The sequence below is a fragment of the Humibacter sp. genome, assembly GCF_051954055.1.
Lineage (GTDB): Bacteria > Actinomycetota > Actinomycetes > Actinomycetales > Microbacteriaceae > Humibacter.
Genome location: NZ_JBQCIE010000029.1, coordinates 1 through 20352, shown reverse-complemented (window position 1 = coordinate 20352; position 20352 = coordinate 1). Strand labels below are relative to the sequence as shown.

The window sequence follows — 20352 nt, the reverse complement described above, 5'->3', positions numbered from 1 at the left end:
CGAGCAACGCCTAAGCTCGACCCGGTGAGTCGGGACGCGCTTCTGCAGTCGGCCGTGGCCTCGGCGCTGGGGCGCGGGATCGACGGGCTCGACGACGTGTACCGCGAGGAGCTCGAGTACGACGCGTTCCTCGCGCACCGGGAGGTGCACAGACTCCGCGGGCGGGCACTGGTCGACGGCAAGCGGGTGCCATGGTCGCTCATCGAGAAGACCACCGAGGGACCGCACCTGGCCCAGCCGTATCTGCTGGACAACGGGGTGCGGGAGTTCGACGCCTACGCGTCCGGGCTGCTGGATGACCTCGCGCCGGCGGTGCGTGCGCCTCGCGTCCACGGATCGGCGGCAGCGGAGGACGGGCGGCTCACGCTCTTGCTGGAGGAGGTCGTCCACGACGGCAGGCGTCCGCTCGACTCGGAATCCCTGCTGACCGCCGCTCACGATCTCGGCACTCTCGCCGGGCGCTGGCGCGGCCGAGTGCCAGGCGAGCCATGGCTGTTCACCGGGTGGATCGATCGCCACAGCCAGCCGCAGGCGATGGATGCCGGGCGCGCGACGCTTGCGACGCAGCATCCGGCGGTGGTCGCCCGGCTCGGTGACCGGCTGCCGGCCGGTCGACGACTGATCGAGGCGCAGCCGCGAGTGCGGGGCATCCTCGAAGCGCTGCCGCACACGCTGTGCCACCACGACGCCGTCGGCGCGAACGTGTTCGTCGTCTCCGGTGAGACCGTGCTCATCGACTGGGAGTCCGTCGGGCCGGGGCCTGTCGGCGCGGACCTCGCCTCTCTGCTGTTCTCGTCGGTGCGCCGCGGCGATGCGATGGCATCCGTCGTCACCGAGGTCCTGGACGACGCCGTCGAGGCGTACTGGCACGGCGCGCGCGAGGAAGACCGCTCGATCACGCTCGGCGAGGTGCGTCTCGGGCTCGACGCCTCGGCCGCGCTGCGCTGGAAGCTGCTCGCCGACCTCGCCCACGCGATCGAGCACGACGGCTTGATCCGCCGCGGCAGCCTGCCGGAGGAGCCACGCGAACAGGCCATGGACGACCTGCTCGCGCTCGCCGATCTGCTGCTGCAGGCATCCCGCCGGGCGGTCGAAAACGGGTCAACCCCTTCCACCCCGGGGAGCTTCGCGGCAGGGTCGCATATGTGACCATCACGAACGGCGGGCTCGACATCCGCGGGCTCATGAGCGAACTCGAGGGTCTGGATGCCGAGGTGCGGTTCGATGCGGGAACGCGCGCCGCGTATTCGACCGATTCGTCCAACTACAAACACGTACCGATCGGAGTGGTGCTGCCCCGCACGGTCGAGGCGGGCGCGGATGCGGTGCTCGCCTGCTCCCGGTTCGACGTGCCGCTGCTCAGTCGAGGCGGCGGAACGAGCCTGGCGGGCCAGACGTGCAACGAGGGCGTGGTGATCGACTGGTCCAAGTACTGCGACCGGCTGATCGAGGTGAACCGGGCATCCCGCACCGCGATCGTGGAGACCGGCATCGTGCTCGACCAGCTCAACCACGCGGTGAATCCGCTCGGCCTGATGTTCGGGCCGAAGCCGGCGACGCACTCGCACTGCACCATCGGCGGCATGATCGGCAACAACTCGTGCGGGTCGTCCGCACAGAAGTACGGCAAGACCGCTGATAACGTCCTGGCGCTGGAGATCCTCACCTACGACGGCGACCGCATGTGGGTGCGGCGCGACGACGACCCGGAACTGGTCATCGCGGAGGGCGGCCCGAAGGGCAGGCTGTACGCGGCGCTACGAGAGCTGATCGACCGGTACGGCAGCGACGTGCGGCGGCACTTTCCGAAGATCCCGCGCCGGGTCTCCGGCTTCAATCTCGACGCGCTGCTGCCCGAGAACGGGTTCGACGTGCCCGGCCTGCTGGTCGGCAGCGAGTCGACGCTCGTCACCGTGCTGCGTGCGGAGCTCGAGCTCGTCGAGGTGCCGAAGGCGCGCACGTTCGTGGTGCTCGGCTACCCGACGATCGAGGATGCCGCGGATGCCGCGCCGCACGCCGGTCGCTTCGATCCGATCGCGGTCGAGGGCCTCGACGGCACCCTGATCGGCTTCCAGCGCACGAAGGGCAAGAACCTCGACGCGCTCGATCTGCTGCCCGACGGCGACGGATACCTCATCGTCGAGGTGCCGGGCGAGACGAAGGACGAAGCGGATGCCACGGCCGACGCGATGGTGCGCGCACTCGGTGAGCGGAGCATCCAGCCGGATGTGCGTCGGTTCGACGACGAGGAGCAGCAGGATGCGATCCGCCGGGTGCGCGAGGCGGGCTTGGGAGCTGCGACGAACGTGCCGGGCCTTCCCGACATGTGGTCCGGATGGGAGGACTCCGCGGTGCCGCCCGGCGTGTTCGGCGACTACCTGCGCGCGCTGCGCACGCTGCTCGACAGCTACGGGTACGAGCCCGTCGCCCGGTACGGGCATTTCGGGCACGGATGCCTGCACATGCGCATCCCGTTCCCCTTCGCCTCCGGCGCTGCCGGCGTGGACGAGTACCGCCGGTTCACGCACGAGGCGGCGGAGCTCGTGGTGCGCTTCGGCGGCTCGTTCTCCGGCGAGCACGGAGACGGTCAGGCGCGCGCCGACCTGCTGCCGATGCTGTTCGGCGACCGGGTGATCGAGGGGTTCCAAGCACTGAAGCGCCTTTTCGACCCGCGCGGACGCATGAACCCGGGCAAGATGGTCGACCCGCAGCCGCGCACCGAGGGACTGCGGATGGGCGAGGGATACGCGCCACCGCCGACCGGACGCCCGCAACCCGTGAAGCTGCACTTCTCGTACCCCGACGACGACGGTAGCTTCGCCGCGGCCGCGCTGCGCTGCGTAGGCGTCGGCGACTGCCGAGGACACGGGGACGGCGTGATGTGCCCGTCGTACCGCGCCACCGGTGAGGAAGAGCACTCCACCCGCGGTCGCGCCCGCCTGCTGTTCGAGATGGTCGAGGGCACGTACCGCACCAACCGGGACACCCCGGTCGACAAAGGCTGGCGCTCGCCGGAGGTGAAGGACGCGCTCGACCTCTGCCTGTCGTGCAAGGGCTGCAAGAGCGACTGCCCGGTCGACGTCGACATGGCCACGTACAAGGCGGAGTTCCTGTCGCACTACTACGCGGGACGGATGCGCCCCCTCGGCCACTACTCGATGGGCTGGCTGACCGTGTGGGCGCGCATCGCGCACCCGCTCGCGCCTCTCGTGAACGCCGTGGCGCACGCTCCCGTGCTCGGCGCACTGGTGAAGCGGCTGGCCGGCCTCGAGCCGGAGCGCCCGGCGCCGCGCTTCGTGCGCAGGCGCTTTACGGACGGGGTTTCGATACGCCGGCCCTCGGCCGGCTACTCAACCGGCGGAAGTGCCCGTGGGTTGAGCGGCGACGCGCAGCGCCGCGTATCGAAACCCGGCACGCACGGCGACGTCGTGCTCTTCGCCGACACGTTCGGCGACAACTTCCAGCCCTCCGTTCTCGATGCCGCGGTGGCCGTGCTGACGGATGCCGGCTACCGGGTGCGCGTTCCGCGCCACCGTTCCTGCTGCGGTCTCACCCTCATCTCGACCGGTCAGCTCACCGCCGCGAGCGCCATGCTCAAGGCGACCGCGGCGCAGTTGGCGGAGGAACTGACGAACGGCGAAAAGCTCGTGGTGCTCGAGCCCAGCTGCCTTGCCGTGTTCCGCTCGGACGGTCCCGAGCTTTTGGAGGGCGATGCGAACATCCGCCTGCTGAAGGAGCGCGCCGTCACGCTCGCCGAGCTGCTGGCGGACACCGACGGGTGGAAGCCGCCGCACGTCGGTGGGCACGCGATCGTGCAGGAGCACTGCCACCAGCACGCCGTGCTCGGGTTCGATGCCGAGCGGGACATCCTGCGCGACGCCGGTGTCGAGTTCGACGAGCTCGACGGATGCTGCGGCCTGGCCGGCAACTTCGGCTTCGAGCGCGGTCACCTGCCGGTGTCCGTCGCGGTGGCCGACCACGCGATGCTGCCCGCGCTGCGGAACGCGGCGAAGGGAACGCGGGTGATCGCGGACGGCTTCAGCTGCCGCACGCAGGCCGATCAGCTCGGGTCGGTGAACTGGCGCGCGAACGACGTGAGTGATGACCGTCGCGGCGACGCACCCCGGGCGCTGCACCTGGCCGAGGTGCTGGCATCCGCACTGCCGGGCGGATTCCGGCCACGCAGAACGCGACGCGACACCGTGCCGCAGCGGATGCAGGTCGAGGCGATGAGCACTCTCACGGGAAGGAAGTCCTGATGCAGTACAAGCAGGTGGGGGAGGATCCGCGCCGGTTCGCGGTGATCTTCGAGACGGGCGACGAACTGTTCGAGGGGCTCGGCGAGTTCGTGAAGCGGGAGCGCATCGAGAGCGCGAGCTTCACGGCGATCGGTGCGCTGGCATCCGTGAAGCTCGCGTGGTTCGACTGGGAGGCGAAGGAGTACCGCACCTCGGTCGAGCTCGATGAGCAGGTCGAACTCGTCTCGGTCGTCGGCGACGTGGCCGAGAACAAGGGCGAGCCGTCGGTGCACGCCCACGTGGTGATCGCCCGCTCGACCGGCGACGCGCTCGGCGGACACCTGAAGCGCGCCGTGGTGCGTCCCACGTGCGAGGTCGTGCTCGCCGAGACGGAGGAGCGGCTGCGCAAGCGAGTCGACCCCGAGTCGGGCCTGCCGCTGATCCGCATGGACTGAGGCGCGGGCCTGGTCTCCGGTCCTGCGAGCCCGCAGGGCCCAGAGACTTGCCGTGATCGGAGTGCTGCAAAATACACATTTTGCAGCAGTGCTGGAAGGAGAACTCCTCCGGCAAGAGCAGCGAGCGCGAGCGGTGGATGCGTGCAGCCTGCGGGGATCGCGCATTGGTTTGGACTGCAGAAGTGGCTCTTCCGGGCAACGTTTAGCGCCACTTCTGCAGTCGAAACGAAGCTGGGTCCTGCATTTGCCGTACGGTTCAGTCGGCGGATGGCCGGTCAACGACGCTCAACGACCGGCCCGGATGCCCTCTGCACCCCAGTTGGGACGGCAGCTCTCCGCGGCGGTCGGCTCGCTGCCCTTGCGGTCGAACCGGTAGCGGGCGCGCCGGCCGCTGTCCGTTCGCCGGGACTGCGCGAGGTGGTACGTCACCACCGAGGTGCCGACGTCGGTCGAGACGGGAAGGTGAACGTCGTCCTCCACCTGACCGTCCACCAGCCGGCGCGACTCGGCGCGACCGGCCAGTGGGCCGTCGAGGTATTCGGCGGTGTAGTCGCCAGAAGCGGACGTCACCCGGAGACGGCCTCGCTCACCGCGGTCGGCCCGTCGTACTCCTTGTCGGGGATGCCCCGCAGCGCGTCGAGCACGTTGTCATCGGCGCCCTCGTTCTGCGCCGTCGAGACGATCGTGTCCTTCGACGCCGGGTAGTCGATGCCGCCGAGGAACTTCTGCACCTGGATCGGGTTGGGTAGGTCGTTCATCTTCTTTCCTTTCCTTGTGGTGGTGGCTCACGGGGTGGTGAGGATCCGCCTCGCGATGGCGACGCTCGCCTCGACCTCGCGGTCCGGCAGCGTCGTGGGCAGTTCGAGGTGCACGGCACCGCTCGGCAGGATGCCCGCGCCTCCGTACCTCTCCATCACGCGCCATTCCGCGAGCACGTCCTCGCCGACGTGCACGTCGGGCAGGTCGCGCCAGAACTCGAAGCCGCCCGCCTCGAGCAGGCACGCCGTGCGGTAGAGAACGCAGCCGCCCACCCACGCGATCTTGTAGGCGTGCCAGTCGCGGGCATCCGGCGTCAGCTCGGCGGCGAGGTGGACGAGGTTCGCCGCGTTGTGCAGCTTGTGCCGTGCGAATTCCGGTGAGTCGCGGTCGACGTGCTCCGGCTGCACCGGACCATCCCACGGCTCGTACACGGCCTGCTCGTGCGGCCTGTGATCGCCGAGATACGAGAGGCCCTGCACGGCCATGCCCACGAAGCCGCAGCCGAGCGTTTCGAGCGCATCGCACATGCGCCGCAGGCTGCCCGGCTCGAGCCACACGTCGTCGTCGAGAAAGAGCACGTGCTCCGCGGATGCCTGCATCAGCAGGAACTGGCGCTGCTCCGCCATGCCGCGTGGCGGTGTGTGCCGTAGCGCGGTCACCTGCCTGCCCTGGGCGCGCAGCACGCGCACCATGGCCGCCACCGCTGCATCGTCGGAGACCGGCGAGACGGACTGGTCGCTGATGGTCACGGCGAACGGCGGGTCGTCCTGGGCGGCGAGCCCGGCCAGCGTGACGGCCAGCGCGGACGGGCGGTCGCGGGTCGGGATCAGCACGTCGACGCGAGGCGTCTGCTGTGCGTGCTCGCGCGCCCACGCCCCCGCGGTTCGGCGGCTGATCGAGGCGTCGCGGCCGATCGGCGCATCCGTCACGACACGACCCCCGACCGGATGCGCTCCACGATGCTCGACGTCGAGTGATCGGGCACGTAGTCGGCGAAAACCACCTCGCCGCCGTACGACTCGACGACCGTCGTCTCCTCGAGCATCTCGGCGGTGTAGTCGCCGCCCTTGACGTAGACATCCGGCTGCAACGCGGCGATCAGCTCGACCGGCGTCGGCTCCGCGAAGACGGCGACGTAGTCCACGCACTCCAGGGCGGCGATCACGTCGGCGCGGTCGTGTGACGGGTTCACCGGCCGCCCAGGACCCTTGAGCCGGCGCACCGTCTCGTCCGCGTTCACCGCCACGACGAGCACGTCGCCGAGCTCCTTCGCCTGACGCAGGTAGGTGGTGTGTCCGCGGTGCAGAACGTCGAAGCATCCATTGGTGAACACGACGCGGTCGCCGCGCTCCCGATGCCCGCGGATGCGCCGAGCGAGCTCGTCGGCCGCTAGCGTCACGCCGTGGGCGCCGTCGGAACGCGCGACGAGTTCGTCGAGCGTGCACACCGCTGTGTCCGGCTTGTGAACCACGACGTCCGCAGCGCTCTGGGCGGCATTCATGGCGTCGGCGATCGGTGCGCCGCACGCGCACGCGGCGGCGAGCACGGCCACGAACGTGTCGCCGGCGCCGCTCGCGTTCTTCTCCGAGACGCGGTGCGCATGTGTTCGATGCGGCCCTTCGCCGAGCAGCACGGCGCCGTCGCGGTCGAGCGTGACGACGACCTCCCGGGCTCCGGACCGTTCGAGAAGGGCCCGCGAGCGCTCGTTGAAGAAGGATGCCCGGTCCGCGCCGTCCGGAAGGCTCGCGCTCAGCAGTGCGGCGGCCTCCGCCGCGTTCGGTGTGGCGATATCGGGACGGATGCCGCGCCAGCGACGCAGGTCGTGCGCGTCCACGACGACGAGCGGTCGGACTCCGGAGCGCGCGGCCGCTCGGCGACCCGTGCGCCGGCCGTCGCTCGTGCGCCGGTCGTTGCTCGTGCCCGGCCGCAGCCGCTCCGCCGCGGCCTCCATCGCGCTCGATCCATAGTCGCCGACCACGAACGCGTCCGCATCGGAGGCGTTCGCCGCCTCGAGCATCCGGTCGATGGCATCCACCGGCAGCTCCGACGGTGCCTCGTCGAGTCGCAGCAGCACCTGCTCGTCGCACACGATGCGGTGCTTGACGGGCGTGTGGGCATCCGGATGCTCGATCACACCCGAGGTGTCGACGCCCGCCTCCCGCAGGCACTCGAGCAGGGTGCCGGCGGCGGGGTCGGTGCCGACGATGCCGAAGCAGACGACGTCGGCGCCGAGCGCCGCGAGGTTCATCGCCGTGTTGCCTGCACCGCCCGGTGCGTGCCGGCGCTCCCGCACCTCGACGACGGGCGCGGGCGCCTCGCGAGCAAGTCGCCCGGCGACGCCGTACGACCAGACGTCGAGCATGAGATCGCCGACCACCGCGATCCGCGGCCGGCGCTCGCCGATCGCTCGCACCACCTCGAGCGTGCGGCCGTTCACAGCACACCTGCCTGCAGGTGCACGACCTTCACGTGGCTCATCTCGTCGAGCAGTTCGGGGCCGTAGCCGAATCCGTCTCCGCTGTCGTGGCGCGGTTGCGCCGCTCCGCCCGGGGCGCCTCCGAAGACGCCGTTCACCTTGACCGTGCCGACGTCCATGCGGTCGACCGCTTCGAGTGCGTGCTCGAGGGAGTGCGTGAGCACCGTGCAGGCGAGCCCGTAGCGGTCCTCGGATGCCGCGGCCACGGCATCCTCGAACGTCCCGCACACCTGCACCGGTGCGACCGGGCCGAACGTCTCCTCGCGCATGATGCGAAGCTCGTTCGAGCATCCGGTCAGCACCGTCGCTGGGTAGTACGAGCCGCTCCCGGACGGGATCTCGGCCCCGGTGAGCGCGGTCGCGCCCCGCAAAAGCGCGTCCTCCACCTGTTCGTGCACCGCCTCGCGCAGCCGCTCGTCGACCAGCGGTGCGAGGGAGTGCGGGGCATCCGGCCCAGGTGCGTTCAGCGCGTTCGCGCGCTCGACGAGTCGGTCGAGGAACTCGGATGCGACGCCCTCCGTCACATAGATGCGCTCCACCGAGGTGCACAGCTGGCCGGAGTTCGTGAACGCGCCTGTGGCCGCCTGCTCGGCCGCCCAGTCCGGATCGACGTTCTCGTCGACGATGAGCGCGTCGTTCCCGCCGTTCTCCCGGATGAAGTGCGCGCCGGTGTCCGCCACCAGGCGCGCGATCTCACGGCCGGTCGCGGTGGATCCGACGTGCGCGACGACATCCACTCCCTGGTCTCCGACCAGTTCGGCGCCGAGCTGCGGGCCGCCGACCAGCGTGTGGAAGACATCGCGCGGAAGGATGCCCGCGAAGACCTCGCCGAGCATCCGGCCCGTCGCGGGGCAGCGTTCGCTGGGCTTGTGCACGACCGTGTTGCCCATGACGAGCGCGGCTCCGATCAGGCCGCACGCCACGGCGACCGGGTCGTTCCACGGCGTCACGATCGCGGCCACCCCGCGCGGTTCGCGGCGTTCGAGATCGAGTGCGTCGGATGGACCGTTCAGGCTGCTCGCCCGGTGCAGCGGAGCGTATTCCGCGTACTGCTCGAGTCCGGCGACGCCGGCCATCACGCCGGCGAGCGCCTCGCTCGTCGGGCGACCGGTCTCGCGGTGGTTGAGCTCCGCGATCGCTTCGGCGCGCTCGCCCAGAGCGCGGGCGATGCGGTGCAGTGCGGCCCCTCGGTCGGCGATGGGGGTGGCCCTCCAGCCGGGCAGCGCGTGGCGGGCGTTGTGCACGGCGTCCGCAACGTCCTGTTCGGTCGCGACCGGGACGGCGGGCAGCGCTGACCCGTCGTGCGGGTCGAGGATCCTGATCTCGCCGCTCACGTCCGGCTCGCTCAGCCACAGCACCGGTTCGGCCATGTCGCACCCTCTTTCGTCTCGATCGGTCTTTCGCTTCTTCTCCCTGAGTACCCACTCCCGCTGCCCGTTACACACGCTCCCGCCGAGAGTGCGTTTCCCATACCGCCGAGAGCGCGTTTCCGCCGGTGTTCCTCGGGGAACAGGAGGAGAGACGCATCAGAAGAGGGGAGTGCCATGCCGCCGATTTCGTACGCGGGAGCATCCGAGGCGCCAGCGGATGCCGCAACTGACCGATTCGACATCGCGCGGCACCGATTCCCCGACATCCATCGCATCGCCGTGCTCCGAGCGGGTGGGCTGGGCGACTTCCTGTTCGCGCTACCCGCGCTGCACGCCCTGCGGGAGGCGTATCCGGAGTGCGAGATCACCGTGCTCGGCACGCCGATGCACGAAGCGCTCATGCGTGGCCGTCCGGGACCGCCGAATCGTGTCATCCCCGTGCCACCGTCCGACGGCGTACGGCCGGGTCTCGTCAATGCGGGCGAGACGGATGCCTTCTTCGCCCGGATGCGCGACTGCGGCTTCGACCTCGCGGTGCAGCTGCACGGTGGCGGACGCAACTCGAACCCGTTCGTGCAACGGCTCGGTGCGCGACACACGATCGGTACCCGCACGCCGGATGCCGCTCCGCTCGATCGCACGACCCCGTACCTCTACTACCAGAACGAGTTCGTGCGCGGACTCGAGGTCGCGGCGCTCGCCGGTGCGGCACCGAGCCGATACGGATGCGAGCCGGTGCTGGCGCGGGTACCCGGCGCATCGGGAATCGAGGTGCTGACGAAGGCGGGCATCGCGATCGGTGACGGGCCGCTGGTGGTCGTACATCCGGGTGCGACGGATCCACGCCGGCGCTGGCCGGCGGACCGGTTCGCACGCGTCGCTGCGGAGCTAGCGGCAGAGGGCCCCGTGGTCGTCGTGGTGGGCGACGAGGGGGAGCGGATGCTCTGCGACGCCGTCGTGGAGAGCGCCTCACGGCGGCCCTCGAGCGCCAGCCGCGTGGCATCCGTCGCCGGGCTGCTCGATCTCGGCGAGCTCGCCGCCGTGCTGGGCGATGCGGATGTCGTCATCGCGAACGACAGCGGACCTCGCCACCTCGCGCACGCGCTGGGCACGGCCACGGTCGCGGTCTACTGGATCGGCAACCTCATCAACGCCGGTCCGCTCACGCGTGCCAGACACCGCGTGCATCTCGGCTGGACCGCCCGCTGCCCGGTGTGCGGAGCCGACTGCACCGGCATGAACCCGGCGGCGGCGCGGTGCGAGCACGACGAGTCGTTCGTCGCGGATGTTCCCTGGCGCGACGTCTACGACAGCGCGCGCCAGCTGCTGGCGACCGCACCGCCGCCCGCCACCCCGCCAACATGACAGATCGCGCTCTCCCGCCGAGAACAGGACCGATTGGCATGCTTTCGGTCGATTGTCATGTTGACGGCAACGGAAGCATCACGGCCACGACTCCTCGTACTCCTGGCACACCACGAGCTCGCGCACCTCGCATCCGCTCGGCTGGTCGAGCGCGAAGAGCACGGCGCGGGCGACGTCATCCGGACGATTCAGCTTCGCGTCGGCCGGCGGCTTGTACGAGTCCGGACGGTCGTCGAAGAAGTGGGTGTCCATGCCACCGGGCACCAAGGTCGTCACGCCGATGCGGCCCCGGGTCTCGGCGGCCAGAGCACGCGAGAACCCGAGCACGCCGAACTTCGACGCGCAGTACGCGGTGGCGCCCTCCGCGACGCGCAGCGCGAGGGTCGAGGCGACCGTCACGATCCGGCCGTGCGACCGCTCGAGCTCGGGCAGCGCGGCACGCACGACGGCGACCGTGCCGAGCAGGTTGACCGCGATCACGCGTTCCCACTCCTCGGCCGGAACCTCATGCAGGTATCCGCATCGATCGATCCCCGCCGCGGTGACGACGCCGTCGATGTCTCCGGATACCCCGACATCCGCCACAGCAGCCTCCACGGCCTCACGGTCGGTCACGTCGACGGTCACGGCATCCGTACCGCTCGACGCGTCGTCTCCGAGGGCGCGATCGAACACGATCGGCGCGTCTCCGTTCGCGCGCAGTGCTTCCACCACGGCCCGCCCAAGACCGGATGCCCCACCTGTGACGATGATCCTTCGTGCCGTCATCGGCTCTTTCCCCTCTTCTCGTCGTTCGATTGGTCCGCGGGCGCTTCTTGCGCACCGGCTCCGGGCGCACTCATGGCCTGCTTGGCGACGGACCGCCGGGTGATCCGTTCGGAAGCCATCGCGTACTCCGACAACGACCGCTCGCGACTTGCGGTCTGTGCCATTCCGGGTACGGGTCGCGGCCGACGGCCACCCGCCGCGTCCGGAACGCCGGCGGCAGACGTGCGCCCGCGCGAGAACCCGTCAACCACGTGCCGCTCGCCGTACGGAAGCGTCACGAGCTGGCCGCCCCACGCGGCGGCGATCTGCGGATCGAGCCGCCCGCCGTCCCGCGGATCCGCCGACTCCACCCACACATGCGGCCGCAGCGACCGCAGCAGCGACTCGAAGTCGGCGCGCGGCGCGCGCACCACCTCATCGACGCACTCGAGTGCGAGCAACGCCTGCTCGAGCGCGTCGATGCGTTGGGTCTCGACCGCCCCGTTGCTGCTCTCCACTCCGTCGATGACGAGCACCAGCGAGTCTCCGAGCGCGCGGGCAGCGAGGAAGCGTCTGACATCCTCCGGGGTCAGCGTGTCGTTGTCGCACGCCATCGCCACGATGGCGCCGTGCCGCTCCCTGGCGGTCGTGACCGCTTCGCGCGGCGCCGATCCGCTCGCCGAGTACCGCGGCGCCCGATGCGTGCCGAGTGCCGAGACCCCGCCTCGAGCGAGGAACAGCGCGGCGATGTCGGCGGCTGTGGCCACGGCATCCGGCAGCGACGCACCGGATGCCAGCGCCACGGCGAGCGCTGACGAGAACCGGTCGCCGGCTCCGCACGGGTCGACGCTCGTCACCCTCGACACCGGATGCACCGACGGCGGAGCATCCGCCGAGTCCGCCAGCAGCACCCCCATCTCGCCGAGCGTCACCGCGATGGGGCACGCCCACTCGTCTCGCAGGGCGCGGGCCGCGTGCGCGGCGGCCGCGGCATCCTTTCCCACTCCGGCCGGCACGCGAGCGGCCCGCGTCGCCTCTGCCAGATTCGGCGTCGCGACGGTCGCGCTCAGCACCGGCCGGTCGCCGCGCGGGTGCGGATCCCACACCACCGGCACATCGAGCCCTCGTTCCGCGATGGCGCGCCGCAGCTCCGTGTGATCGGTCAGCCCGCGACCGTAGTCGGCCACGACGAGCACCTCCGCGGACGCCACCGCGTCGAGCATCTCGCCGGTGACTGTCGCGGGCGGCGGATCGCCGCATCCCTCGTCCATGCGCGCCAGCGGATGCGAACCCGCGATGAGCCGGGTCTTCACCGGCGTCGGGATGCCCGAGTGCGAGGCGACGATGTTCGCACCGGCGAGGCATCCGCGCAGGTGGCCCGCCGCATCGTCGTCCGACAGCGTCGTGATGATGTCGACCTCGTGGCCGTCCGCCAGGAGCATGCTCGCGACGAGTCCGGCCCCGCCCGCGCGGCGCATGATGGTCTGCACGTCGACGATGGGAACGGGCGCGTCGGCCAGCAGCCGGTCGGCGGTTCCTCGCACGTCGACGTCGAGCAGCACGTCGCCCACCACTGTGATTCTCATGGCGTCCCCCTTTGCGGCCGAGCGGCCTGAACGTGCGCGTCACGCAACTCCTCGATCCGACGATCGAAGGTGACGCAGAGCGCGTGGATGCCCACCAGCTGGCACTCCTGCACGTGCGCCGATGGCCCATCGACGGCGATCACGTCGTCGCTCGCGGCAGCGAGCGGGTTCGGTGCCGGACCTGTCATGGCCAACACCAGGGCCCCGCATTCGTGGGCGGCCGCCGCGGCGGAGAGGAGGTTTCCGCTCGCGCCGCTCGTGGAGAGCAGCAGCACGACGTCGCCGTCCCTGGCGTGCGCTCGCACCTGCCTGGCGAACACCTCATCGAATCCGTAGTCGTTGCCGATCGCGGTCACGCTCGACGTCTCCGCGTTCAGCGCGATCGCCGAGAACGCCGGGCGGTCGTTCTGAAATCGTCCGACGAGTTCGGCCGTGAGGTGCTGCGCCTCGGCGGCGGACCCGCCGTTGCCCGCGGCGAGCAGCCGCGCACCGGCATCCAGCCGATCGGCCAGCTCCTCGCCCCAGGCGACCAGGCGCGACGACTGCCGCTGCAGCGACCGTAGCGACGGTGCGAGCGTCTCGATGTGGTCGGCCGCGAGATCCGCGGCGGTTCGAGTGTGGCCCCTGATGGGCGCCTCGACGCTGGTCACTGGTACACACCTCCGAGCGCGGGCGCCTCGTGCGGGGCGCGGGTCGTCGCATGAGGGGCGTGCGTTGCCGCATGCGCGGCGGGGGTCGTCTCGTGTCGGACGGGTGTCGTCCCTGCGAGCCGCCCGTAGACCTCGGCCGTCTCGTGGGCGACCTGCTGCCACGTGTACTTCGTGCTCACTCGCTCGCGTCCTGCGCGCCCGAGCTCGGACCGCAGCTCGTCGTCGTCGAACAGACGGGAGATCGCGGCTGCGGTGGCATCCGCGTCGAACGGCGGAACCAAGAGGCCCGTCCCCTCGTCGACGACGGTGTCGCGCAGCCCGCCGACCGCTGCGGCCACGACGGGAACCCCGCACCCCATCGCCTCCAGCGGCACGATGCCGAACGGCTCGTACCACGGGGTGCACACGACCACGTCGGCCGAGCGGTACCAGCGAGGAAGCTCCACCTGGTCGACCTGACCCATGAAACGCACGCGCTCCTCGACTCCGGATGCCCGTGCACTCTCCTTGAGCCGCGCGATCTCGGGGTCCGCCTCGGCGGATCCGCCGGAGCTGCCGAGCACCACAAGTTCGGCATCCTCTCCGGCCTTCACCAGCCGCGCGAGCGCGTCGATGGCGATGTCGACACCCTTCCGCGGCACGAGGCGACCGACGCTGAGGATGCGGTGTCGCACATCCTTCGGCACGCTCGGGCCGCTCGCGCTGAACGCGGACGGGTCAACGCCGCACGGAACGACCCGCACCTTGCCCGTCGCGATGTCCATGCGGCCGAGTTCGAGCACCTCGTCCGTCGACGTCGCGACGATCGCGGCCGCCCGGCTGCCGACGTGAGGCTCCAGCCAGCGTCGCGCGGTCGGTGACGTGTCGGCGGCACCCTGGAAGCGGCGCTTCACCGAACCCAAGGCGTGGAACGTGTGCACCACGGGGATGCGCTCCTGCGGAAGGCTCTCGACGGCGCCGAGGGCGGCGAGTCCGGACATCCAGAAATGGCTGTGCACCACCTCCGGCGCCCCGCGGCTCTCCCAGTCGGCCGCGATGCCCTCGGCCAGCTGCGGCATGTGCGGCAGCAGGTCGTCCTTCGGGATGCGCGTGGGCGGACCCGCGTCGATGTGCACCACCTCGACGCCAGGGCCGAAGCCCACACGACGCGGAAGCTCCGCGGAGTCGCGCCTGGTGTAGACGGTCACTTGGTGGCCGTCGGCGGCGAGCGCCTTGCTGAGCGCGGCGACGTGCACGTTCTGCCCGCCGGCATCCACACTTCCGACCGTCGCCAGCGGGCTGGCGTGCTCGGAAACCATGGCGATTCTCACGATGGTGCTCCTTCCGTGGTGTGCGCCGTCGAGGGCGCTCCATTGGCCGTTGCCGTCGCAGGTGCTAGGGCCGGCCAGTGGTCGATGTGGGTGGCGCCGCCCGGATGCCCGAGGCGTCGCGGGTGCATCCGCGCCTGTGGGTGCCGCAGCCGCCAGGTGGCGACCGTGTCGTCGAGCACCGTGTTCCAGCGCTCGAGGAAGTTCTCCAGCGAGTACGCCTGCAGCGCGTGCGCCCGGCCCGCCGCCCCGAGTTCCCTCGCTCCGCCGGGGTCGGCGATCAGCTCGGATGCCGCAGCCCGCAGCTCGTCGGGATCCGTGGATGTCACTCCGGTGCCCGGCGGCACGGCGCGAGAGACCTCGGTGGTCGCGAGCGCGAGCACGGGCATCCCGAGAAACATCGCCTCCAGCAGCGAGAGCCCGAGCGACGTCCACCGCACCGGATGCAGATACGCGCGCCGGCGGGCCAGCTCCGTGTGCAGCTCGTCGGTGGGCAGGTCGCCGCTCGGCACGATGTTCGCGTCACCGGTCGAATGGCACAGCCCGTCGGTCGCCATGCCGAAGACGTGCACCGGCGCCACGTCGGTGAACCTCGGCAGCAGGTCGGTTCCGGTCACGCGGCCGCGCCGGACGGGCTCGTTGATGACCGCGGCGAGGGCATCCAGCTCGCCGGTGTAGCGCGGTCCCGGGTCGAGGATGCCGTGTTCGATGACCGTGGTCGGTGCGATGCCGTTGTCCCAGAACACCTCGTTGAAGTGCGTGACATGCACGATCGGGATCTCGCGCTGATCGGCCATCGGATGCACGCTGGTCGCCGCGTGCTGCCGCGGAGTGTTGTGCTCGAGGTAGACGGCCGGCAGGTCAGTGCCCGGAACCGCGCCGAGCAGTCGGGTCGCCTCCGCGACCTCCTCCGGCCGCTGGAGCACGACGACGTCCGGCCTCTCCTCGCGCAGCTGCTCGGGCGAGACCTCGCGCGCCCCCGCCGGCCAGTCCCGCGAAGCACGCCCGAGGCCCCAGCCGTCGCGCTGCGGCGTGGTCGGCAGCAGGTAGTCGTGCGGTCCCTGCACGAAGGAGTCCATCCATCCGCCGTGCACGTGCCAGATCAGGATCTTCATCGGGCCACCGCCTCTCGCGTCGCGTTCGTGGGTCGGGCCGGGCCTCCGCCCTGTTCGTTTCTCAGGACCGGATGGCGGCCGCGCCCCGAAGTTTCGGGCCGGAACGCCGAGCCCCGCGCCGGCGCTCCTGAGAAACGAACCGCTTGCGCTCGCACCGGCCCGTCGGCGGTGAGCTGCGGGGCGAGCCGCAGGCAGGCATCCACCACCTGCTGCGGTGTGACGCCCGCGAGACACGGATGCCCGGCCACCGGACAGACGCGGGCCCTGCTTCCTGCGCACGCGGCATCCTGGTCGCCGAGCAGCGCGCACGGCACACCGTACGGCGCCCACTTCGCAGCGGGCACGACCGGGGAGAACAGGCTGACGACGGGCGTGCCGACCGCTGCGGCCAGGTGGGCCGGACCGGTGTTGCCGCACACGATCGCCTCCGCGCCGGCCAGCACTCCGGCGAGCTTCGGGAGTGTGAGGCGTCCGCCGAGGTCGATCGCGGCAGCCGTGCCGGTCTCGGCACCAGTGTCGGGCTCGGCGCCCGTGCCGGTGTCGGCGCCCGTGCCGGTCTCGACCCCACTGCCGGTCACGGCCCCCGTGCCGGAAATCGGAGACACGCCGATGCCCGCGGCCGAAACGGCCTCGTGGTGCCCTCTCCCTCGGCGTGTCTCCGATTCACCGCACGCAATCACCGCGCCGCAGGCGACCTCACGCGTGAGCTCGCGCTCCTCGGCATCGCCCGTGACCACGACGTTCACGCCGAGCTCCGCGAGAGCGGATGCCACGGCCGCGAACCCCGCGGCGCTCCACCTGCGCGCCGGCGCCGACGCTCCCGGGTGCAGAACGACGTACGGCCGCGGCAGCCCGTACTGCGGCCGGATGTCGCGCACGGCCAGCAGCCCCGGGTCGGACTCCGGCAGCCGGAATCCGCACGCCGCCGCGATGCGCAGTGCCCGCTCCGCCTCGGGGATGCTCTCCGGCAGGTCGTCGCCCGGCTCGTCCCCCGGACGCAGCCGCATGTCGAGCAGGCTGCCTGCATAGTCGACGGATGCTCCGCCGATCCGCGGCACTCCGGCCAGCCGCAGCAGAAGCGCGAGCGGCAGCGGCGACTGGTGGAACGACGTCAGGATGACGGCCTGAGTGAATCGCGCCGCCGCGATCGCCTGCACGAGGCGACGCGTGTCGTCTTGGTCGACATCCGGAGCGTCCGCGCTGACCCACGGGCAGTCCCAGACGAGAACGTCGTCGACGCCGGGAAGCATGCGGGCGGCGGATGCCCCGCGCGGCGAGCACAGCATGGTGACGCGTGCGCCCGATGCAGCGATCGCCCGCACGGCGGGGCCGGCGAGCAGCACGTCCCCCATGCTGTCGAGCCGCGCCACGAGCACGTGTGGCCGGCCTTTCGGTCGGGCGTCGGCGCGAGGCGCTGCCGCCGAAACTACGGTTTCCGGGTCGAGACTATGGTCGTTGACCGTAGTCTCGGGGCGAGGATCGTAGCGTCGGCGAGAAGTTCGTAGCCTGGGCGCCCGGATCGTAGTCTCGGTCTCGGTCTCGGTCTCGGTCTCGGTCTCGGTCTCGGTCTCGGCGGGTGGTAGGGCCGTCTCCCCGGCAAACTCGGCCCCCGCCGCACCCCGCAGCGCCCCGCCGAATGCCAGCTCAACGGCGGACGCGAGGTCCGGCGCGACGGGCTCGGCGGCATCCACTTCCTCCGGCCGCGTGGCCGCGTTCGGCACGAGCACCGCGGACGCTCCTGCTGCAGTCGCGGCATCCAGGTCGCTTCCGATGTCGCCGATCACGAGCGTGCGAGACGGCTCGACGCCGAGCCGTGCCATCGCCGAGAGGATGAGCCCAGGCTGCGGTTTGCGGCACGCGCAGCCGGCATCCGGTGCGTGCGGGCATACCTCCCACACGTCGAACGGACCGATCGCGTCATCGATCGCGGCGTGCACGGCGCGGAGCTGTTCGGCGGTGATGAGCCCGCGCCCCGCGCCGGACTGGTTCGTGACGACGCCCACGAGCACACCGGCCTCGCGCAGCCGCCGCACGGTCTCGACGGCCGTGGGCATCGGCACGACGCGACCCGGATCGGTGTTGTACGGCACGTCGACGACGAGCGTGCCGTCCCGGTCGAACAGCACGGCGTCGAACGGAAGCGCGTCCGGCGCTCCGGACGCTCCGCGGCGCCCCTGGGCACCGCCGCTTTCGACACTGTGACTTTCGGTCATGAAGAAGTAGTGCCCGCACGAGCAGCGATGCAAACCCGTTCCCACTACTTCTTCTGCTTCTCGCGTGAGGGCGCAAACACCAGCGAGACCGCCTCCGCCAGGATGCGTAGCCTGATGGGGTGCTACGCGAGGTCGCCGATGGCGTTCTGGTCCGCCAGAGCGAGTTCTGTGAGAGCAACGCCGTCGTCGTGGTCGGCGAGTCCGGGGTGCTGCTCGTCGATCCCGGGGTCGACGGCTCCGACCTGGCCGCCCTCGCGGACGAACTCGAAGCGCTCGACCAGCACGTCGTCGCTGGATTCTCCACGCATCCGCACTGGGACCACCTCATCTGGCACGCCCGCTTCGGCTCGTCCCCGCGATATGGCACGCAGCGAGGCGCCCTCACCGCTCGGGCTCGGCTGACGGATGCCCGCACGAAGGCCGCGCGCATCGCCGAGCAGGTGCCCCTCGAGCTCCTCGGCCTGATCGAGGCTCTGCCCGACGGCATGGACCGGATCCCCGACGGCACGGACCGGATTCCCGACGGCACGGACCGAATCCCCTGGAAGGGCCCGTCCGTGCGGGTCATCGAGCATCAGGCGCACGCACCCGGCCACGCGGCGCTGCTCATCGAGGACCGTCGAGTGCTCATCGCCGGCGACATGCTCTCAGATGTCGAGGTCCCGCTGCTCGATCTGGACGCCGAGACGCCCATCGAGGATTACCTCGAGGCGTTGCGGATGTTCGACGCAGTGGCCGACGACGTGGACGTGGTCATTCCGGGGCACGGGTCCGTCGGCAACGGCGCGCAGCTTCGCCGCCGGATCGACCAGGACCGCGCGTATGTCCTGGCCTTGACCGAAGGACGCGATCCGGACGACCCGCGCGTCGGTTCGTCGGCGACCTACGGCAGAGACTGGCTTCCGGCCGAGCACCGCGCCCAACTGGAGTACGCGCAGGAACGAGCAGGACGCATCCCGCCGTCGTAGCCGTCAGGCGAGCATCCGCTCGGTTCCCTGTCGGTTCGATCCTCGGAAGGATGGTCGCATGGACGACGAAGACCTCCTCCAGACGCTGCTCGATCTCGAACGCGCCGGATGGGACTCCCTCTGCGAAAGCCGAGGGGATGCCTTCTACGGGCGCATCATGACTGACGATGCGGTCATGGTGTTGGCGAACGGCGAGGTGATGGATCGGGACGCCGTGGTCGCATCCCTCGGTCAGGCGCCACCGTGGAGCACCTACGAGCTCGCAGATGTGCGGCTCATGCGTGTCGGAATAGACGGCGCTGCCCTCGTATACCGCGGAACTGCGCGCCGCGAGCCGAGTGGGCCGGCGTTCACCGCACTCATGAGCAGCGTCTACCTGCGGCGCGACGGCGAGTGGCGCCTCGCGCTCTACCAGCAGACCCCGATTCCGGCCTAGCCGTTCCCGTTGGAGCAGGTCTGCGTCGCGGCCATTTGCTTCAGCCCCGCACCTACTCGAACCCGGTAGCGTCTGCACATGCCCACATTGACCGCGGATGCCCACGTGCACAGCGAGTGGTCGTGGGACGCCGCCTCGGACCCGGCCTCAGTCGGCACGATGGACCGCATCTGCGAGAGGGCTGTACGCATCGGGCTGCCGGCCGTGGTCTTCACCGAGCATCTGGACTTCGAGGATGCCTGGCGGGCCGACGACGGCGACATCGGCGAGCACGCGCAGAAGTACATCGATGAGACCGGCCACGTCACGCTCCCAGCGTTCGATCTCGACGGCTATCTCGATGCGATAGAGCGCGTTCGGCGCCGGTATCCGGAGCTAAGCATCCTCACCGGCGTGGAATTCGGGCAACCGCATGTCTGGGAATCGCGAGCCACCCACATTCTCTCGAGCGGAACGATCGACCGGGTCAACGGATCGCTGCACATGCTCCCCGTCGACCTCGATGCCGAATACCCGGGCGAGCACCGCGGCGACCGCACCGAGCCCACCACGCTGTACCGCTACCATCCGGCCGCCGACGTCATGTGCGCGTACCTCGAGGAGATCCCGCGCATGGTCGCCGGATCCGATGCGTTCGCCGTCTTCACGCACATCGACTACGCGGTGC

The 20352-nt window shown here is 70.7% G+C and carries 17 protein-coding genes and 2 pseudogenes; 7 read left to right on the top strand and 12 right to left on the bottom strand.

Annotation, left to right across the window (positions count from 1 at the left end; translation table 11 throughout):
- Window positions 1–24 precede the first annotated feature (24 nt).
- Genes ACTHNC_RS03385 through ACTHNC_RS03375 form a run of 3 tightly spaced genes read left to right on the top strand, consistent with a single transcriptional unit; the run spans window position 25 to window position 4693 of the window.
- Window positions 25–1149, top strand: a complete 1125-nt coding sequence (locus ACTHNC_RS03385) for a phosphotransferase family protein (RefSeq protein WP_440293189.1) — start codon at window positions 25–27, stop codon at window positions 1147–1149.
- Window positions 1146–4259 carry an FAD-binding and (Fe-S)-binding domain-containing protein gene (locus ACTHNC_RS03380; RefSeq protein ID WP_440293188.1) on the top strand — a complete coding sequence of 1038 codons (3114 nt, stop codon included), beginning with the start codon at window positions 1146–1148 and terminating at the stop codon, window positions 4257–4259. Before ACTHNC_RS03385 ends, ACTHNC_RS03380 begins: the two co-directional genes overlap by 4 nt.
- Complete coding sequence (locus ACTHNC_RS03375; RefSeq protein WP_440293187.1) at window positions 4259–4693, top strand: PPC domain-containing DNA-binding protein; 435 nt, start codon at window positions 4259–4261, stop codon at window positions 4691–4693. Before ACTHNC_RS03380 ends, ACTHNC_RS03375 begins: the two co-directional genes overlap by 1 nt.
- Before the next feature lie 285 nt (window positions 4694–4978).
- Here ACTHNC_RS03375 and ACTHNC_RS03370 read toward each other — a convergent pair whose 3' ends face one another.
- The 5 genes from ACTHNC_RS03370 to ACTHNC_RS03350 are packed head-to-tail and all read right to left on the bottom strand — an operon-like array spanning window position 4979 to window position 9298.
- Window positions 4979–5263, bottom strand: a complete 285-nt coding sequence (locus ACTHNC_RS03370; RefSeq protein ID WP_440293186.1) for a hypothetical protein — start codon at window positions 5261–5263, stop codon at window positions 4979–4981.
- Window positions 5260–5451 carry a DUF2795 domain-containing protein gene (locus ACTHNC_RS03365; RefSeq protein WP_440293185.1) on the bottom strand — a complete coding sequence of 64 codons (192 nt, stop codon included), beginning with the start codon at window positions 5449–5451 and terminating at the stop codon, window positions 5260–5262. The genes ACTHNC_RS03370 and ACTHNC_RS03365 overlap by 4 nt, the downstream gene beginning before the upstream one ends.
- A 27-nt stretch (window positions 5452–5478) precedes the next feature.
- On the bottom strand, window positions 5479–6381 hold the full coding sequence (locus ACTHNC_RS03360; protein WP_440293184.1) for a glycosyltransferase family 2 protein: 903 nt from the start codon (window positions 6379–6381) through the stop codon (window positions 5479–5481).
- A complete protein-coding gene (gene rfaE2 / locus ACTHNC_RS03355; RefSeq protein WP_440293183.1) occupies window positions 6378–7889 on the bottom strand; it encodes a D-glycero-beta-D-manno-heptose 1-phosphate adenylyltransferase in 1512 nt (503 codons plus the stop codon). Before rfaE2 ends, ACTHNC_RS03360 begins: the two co-directional genes overlap by 4 nt.
- The gene (locus ACTHNC_RS03350) at window positions 7886–9298 is read right to left on the bottom strand and encodes an aldehyde dehydrogenase family protein (protein WP_440293182.1); all 1413 of its coding nucleotides are present in this window, start codon (window positions 9296–9298) and stop codon (window positions 7886–7888) included. The genes rfaE2 and ACTHNC_RS03350 overlap by 4 nt, the downstream gene beginning before the upstream one ends.
- A 174-nt stretch (window positions 9299–9472) precedes the next feature.
- On the opposite strand from ACTHNC_RS03350, the gene ACTHNC_RS03345 reads away from it, so the two are divergent.
- Window positions 9473–10663: a glycosyltransferase family 9 protein gene (locus tag ACTHNC_RS03345; protein WP_440293181.1), complete on the top strand. Its 1191-nt coding sequence runs from the start codon at window positions 9473–9475 to the stop codon at window positions 10661–10663.
- Window positions 10664–10741: 78 nt separating this feature from the next.
- Here the strand turns inward: ACTHNC_RS03345 and ACTHNC_RS03340 are convergent, their stop codons facing one another.
- From ACTHNC_RS03340 to ACTHNC_RS03310, 7 genes and pseudogenes are all read right to left on the bottom strand, one after another.
- Window positions 10742–11431: an SDR family oxidoreductase gene (locus ACTHNC_RS03340; protein ID WP_440293180.1), complete on the bottom strand. Its 690-nt coding sequence runs from the start codon at window positions 11429–11431 to the stop codon at window positions 10742–10744.
- A complete protein-coding gene (locus ACTHNC_RS03335; protein WP_440293179.1) occupies window positions 11428–12996 on the bottom strand; it encodes a PfkB family carbohydrate kinase in 1569 nt (522 codons plus the stop codon). Before ACTHNC_RS03335 ends, ACTHNC_RS03340 begins: the two co-directional genes overlap by 4 nt.
- Entirely contained in the window at window positions 12993–13646 is a 654-nt protein-coding gene (locus ACTHNC_RS03330) for a D-sedoheptulose-7-phosphate isomerase (protein WP_440293178.1), read from the bottom strand. The genes ACTHNC_RS03335 and ACTHNC_RS03330 overlap by 4 nt, the downstream gene beginning before the upstream one ends.
- Complete coding sequence (locus ACTHNC_RS03325) at window positions 13643–14956, bottom strand: glycosyltransferase (RefSeq protein ID WP_440293177.1); 1314 nt, start codon at window positions 14954–14956, stop codon at window positions 13643–13645. Before ACTHNC_RS03325 ends, ACTHNC_RS03330 begins: the two co-directional genes overlap by 4 nt.
- The gene (locus ACTHNC_RS03320; RefSeq protein ID WP_440293176.1) at window positions 14953–16068 is read right to left on the bottom strand and encodes a glycosyltransferase; all 1116 of its coding nucleotides are present in this window, start codon (window positions 16066–16068) and stop codon (window positions 14953–14955) included. The genes ACTHNC_RS03325 and ACTHNC_RS03320 overlap by 4 nt, the downstream gene beginning before the upstream one ends.
- Window positions 16069–16250: 182 nt before the next feature.
- Window positions 16251–16556 (bottom strand): annotated as a pseudogene (locus tag ACTHNC_RS03315) (glycosyltransferase family 9 protein); the annotation flags it as partial.
- Between the two features lie 213 nt (window positions 16557–16769).
- Window positions 16770–18281, bottom strand: a pseudogene (locus ACTHNC_RS03310) (HAD-IIIA family hydrolase); the annotation flags it as partial.
- A gap of 119 nt (window positions 18282–18400) precedes the next feature.
- Here ACTHNC_RS03310 and ACTHNC_RS03305 point away from each other — a divergent pair.
- The 3 genes from ACTHNC_RS03305 to ACTHNC_RS03295 form a co-directional block, all read left to right on the top strand.
- Window positions 18401–19249: an MBL fold metallo-hydrolase gene (locus ACTHNC_RS03305; protein ID WP_440293175.1), complete on the top strand. Its 849-nt coding sequence runs from the start codon at window positions 18401–18403 to the stop codon at window positions 19247–19249.
- Between the two features lie 58 nt (window positions 19250–19307).
- A complete protein-coding gene (locus ACTHNC_RS03300) occupies window positions 19308–19685 on the top strand; it encodes a nuclear transport factor 2 family protein (RefSeq protein WP_440293174.1) in 378 nt (125 codons plus the stop codon).
- Window positions 19686–19763: 78 nt separating this feature from the next.
- On the top strand, window positions 19764–20352 hold a 589-nt coding region (locus ACTHNC_RS03295), incomplete at its 3' end, for a PHP domain-containing protein (protein WP_440293173.1).

Excerpts from the sequence above, each read along its gene's own strand:
- ACTHNC_RS03340 (WP_440293180.1), bottom strand. The coding sequence starts at position 11,431 with ATGACGGCACGAAGGATCATCGTCACAGGTGGGGCATCCGGTCTTGGG.
- ACTHNC_RS03345 (WP_440293181.1), top strand. The coding sequence starts at position 9,473 with ATGCCGCCGATTTCGTACGCGGGAGCATCCGAGGCGCCAGCGGATGCC.
- ACTHNC_RS03350 (WP_440293182.1), bottom strand. The coding sequence starts at position 9,298 with ATGGCCGAACCGGTGCTGTGGCTGAGCGAGCCGGACGTGAGCGGCGAG.
- ACTHNC_RS03335 (WP_440293179.1), bottom strand. The coding sequence starts at position 12,996 with ATGAGAATCACAGTGGTGGGCGACGTGCTGCTCGACGTCGACGTGCGA.
- ACTHNC_RS03300 (WP_440293174.1), top strand. The coding sequence starts at position 19,308 with ATGGACGACGAAGACCTCCTCCAGACGCTGCTCGATCTCGAACGCGCC.
- ACTHNC_RS03320 (WP_440293176.1), bottom strand. The coding sequence starts at position 16,068 with ATGAAGATCCTGATCTGGCACGTGCACGGCGGATGGATGGACTCCTTC.
- ACTHNC_RS03375 (WP_440293187.1), top strand. The coding sequence starts at position 4,259 with ATGCAGTACAAGCAGGTGGGGGAGGATCCGCGCCGGTTCGCGGTGATC.
- ACTHNC_RS03365 (WP_440293185.1), bottom strand. The coding sequence starts at position 5,451 with ATGAACGACCTACCCAACCCGATCCAGGTGCAGAAGTTCCTCGGCGGC.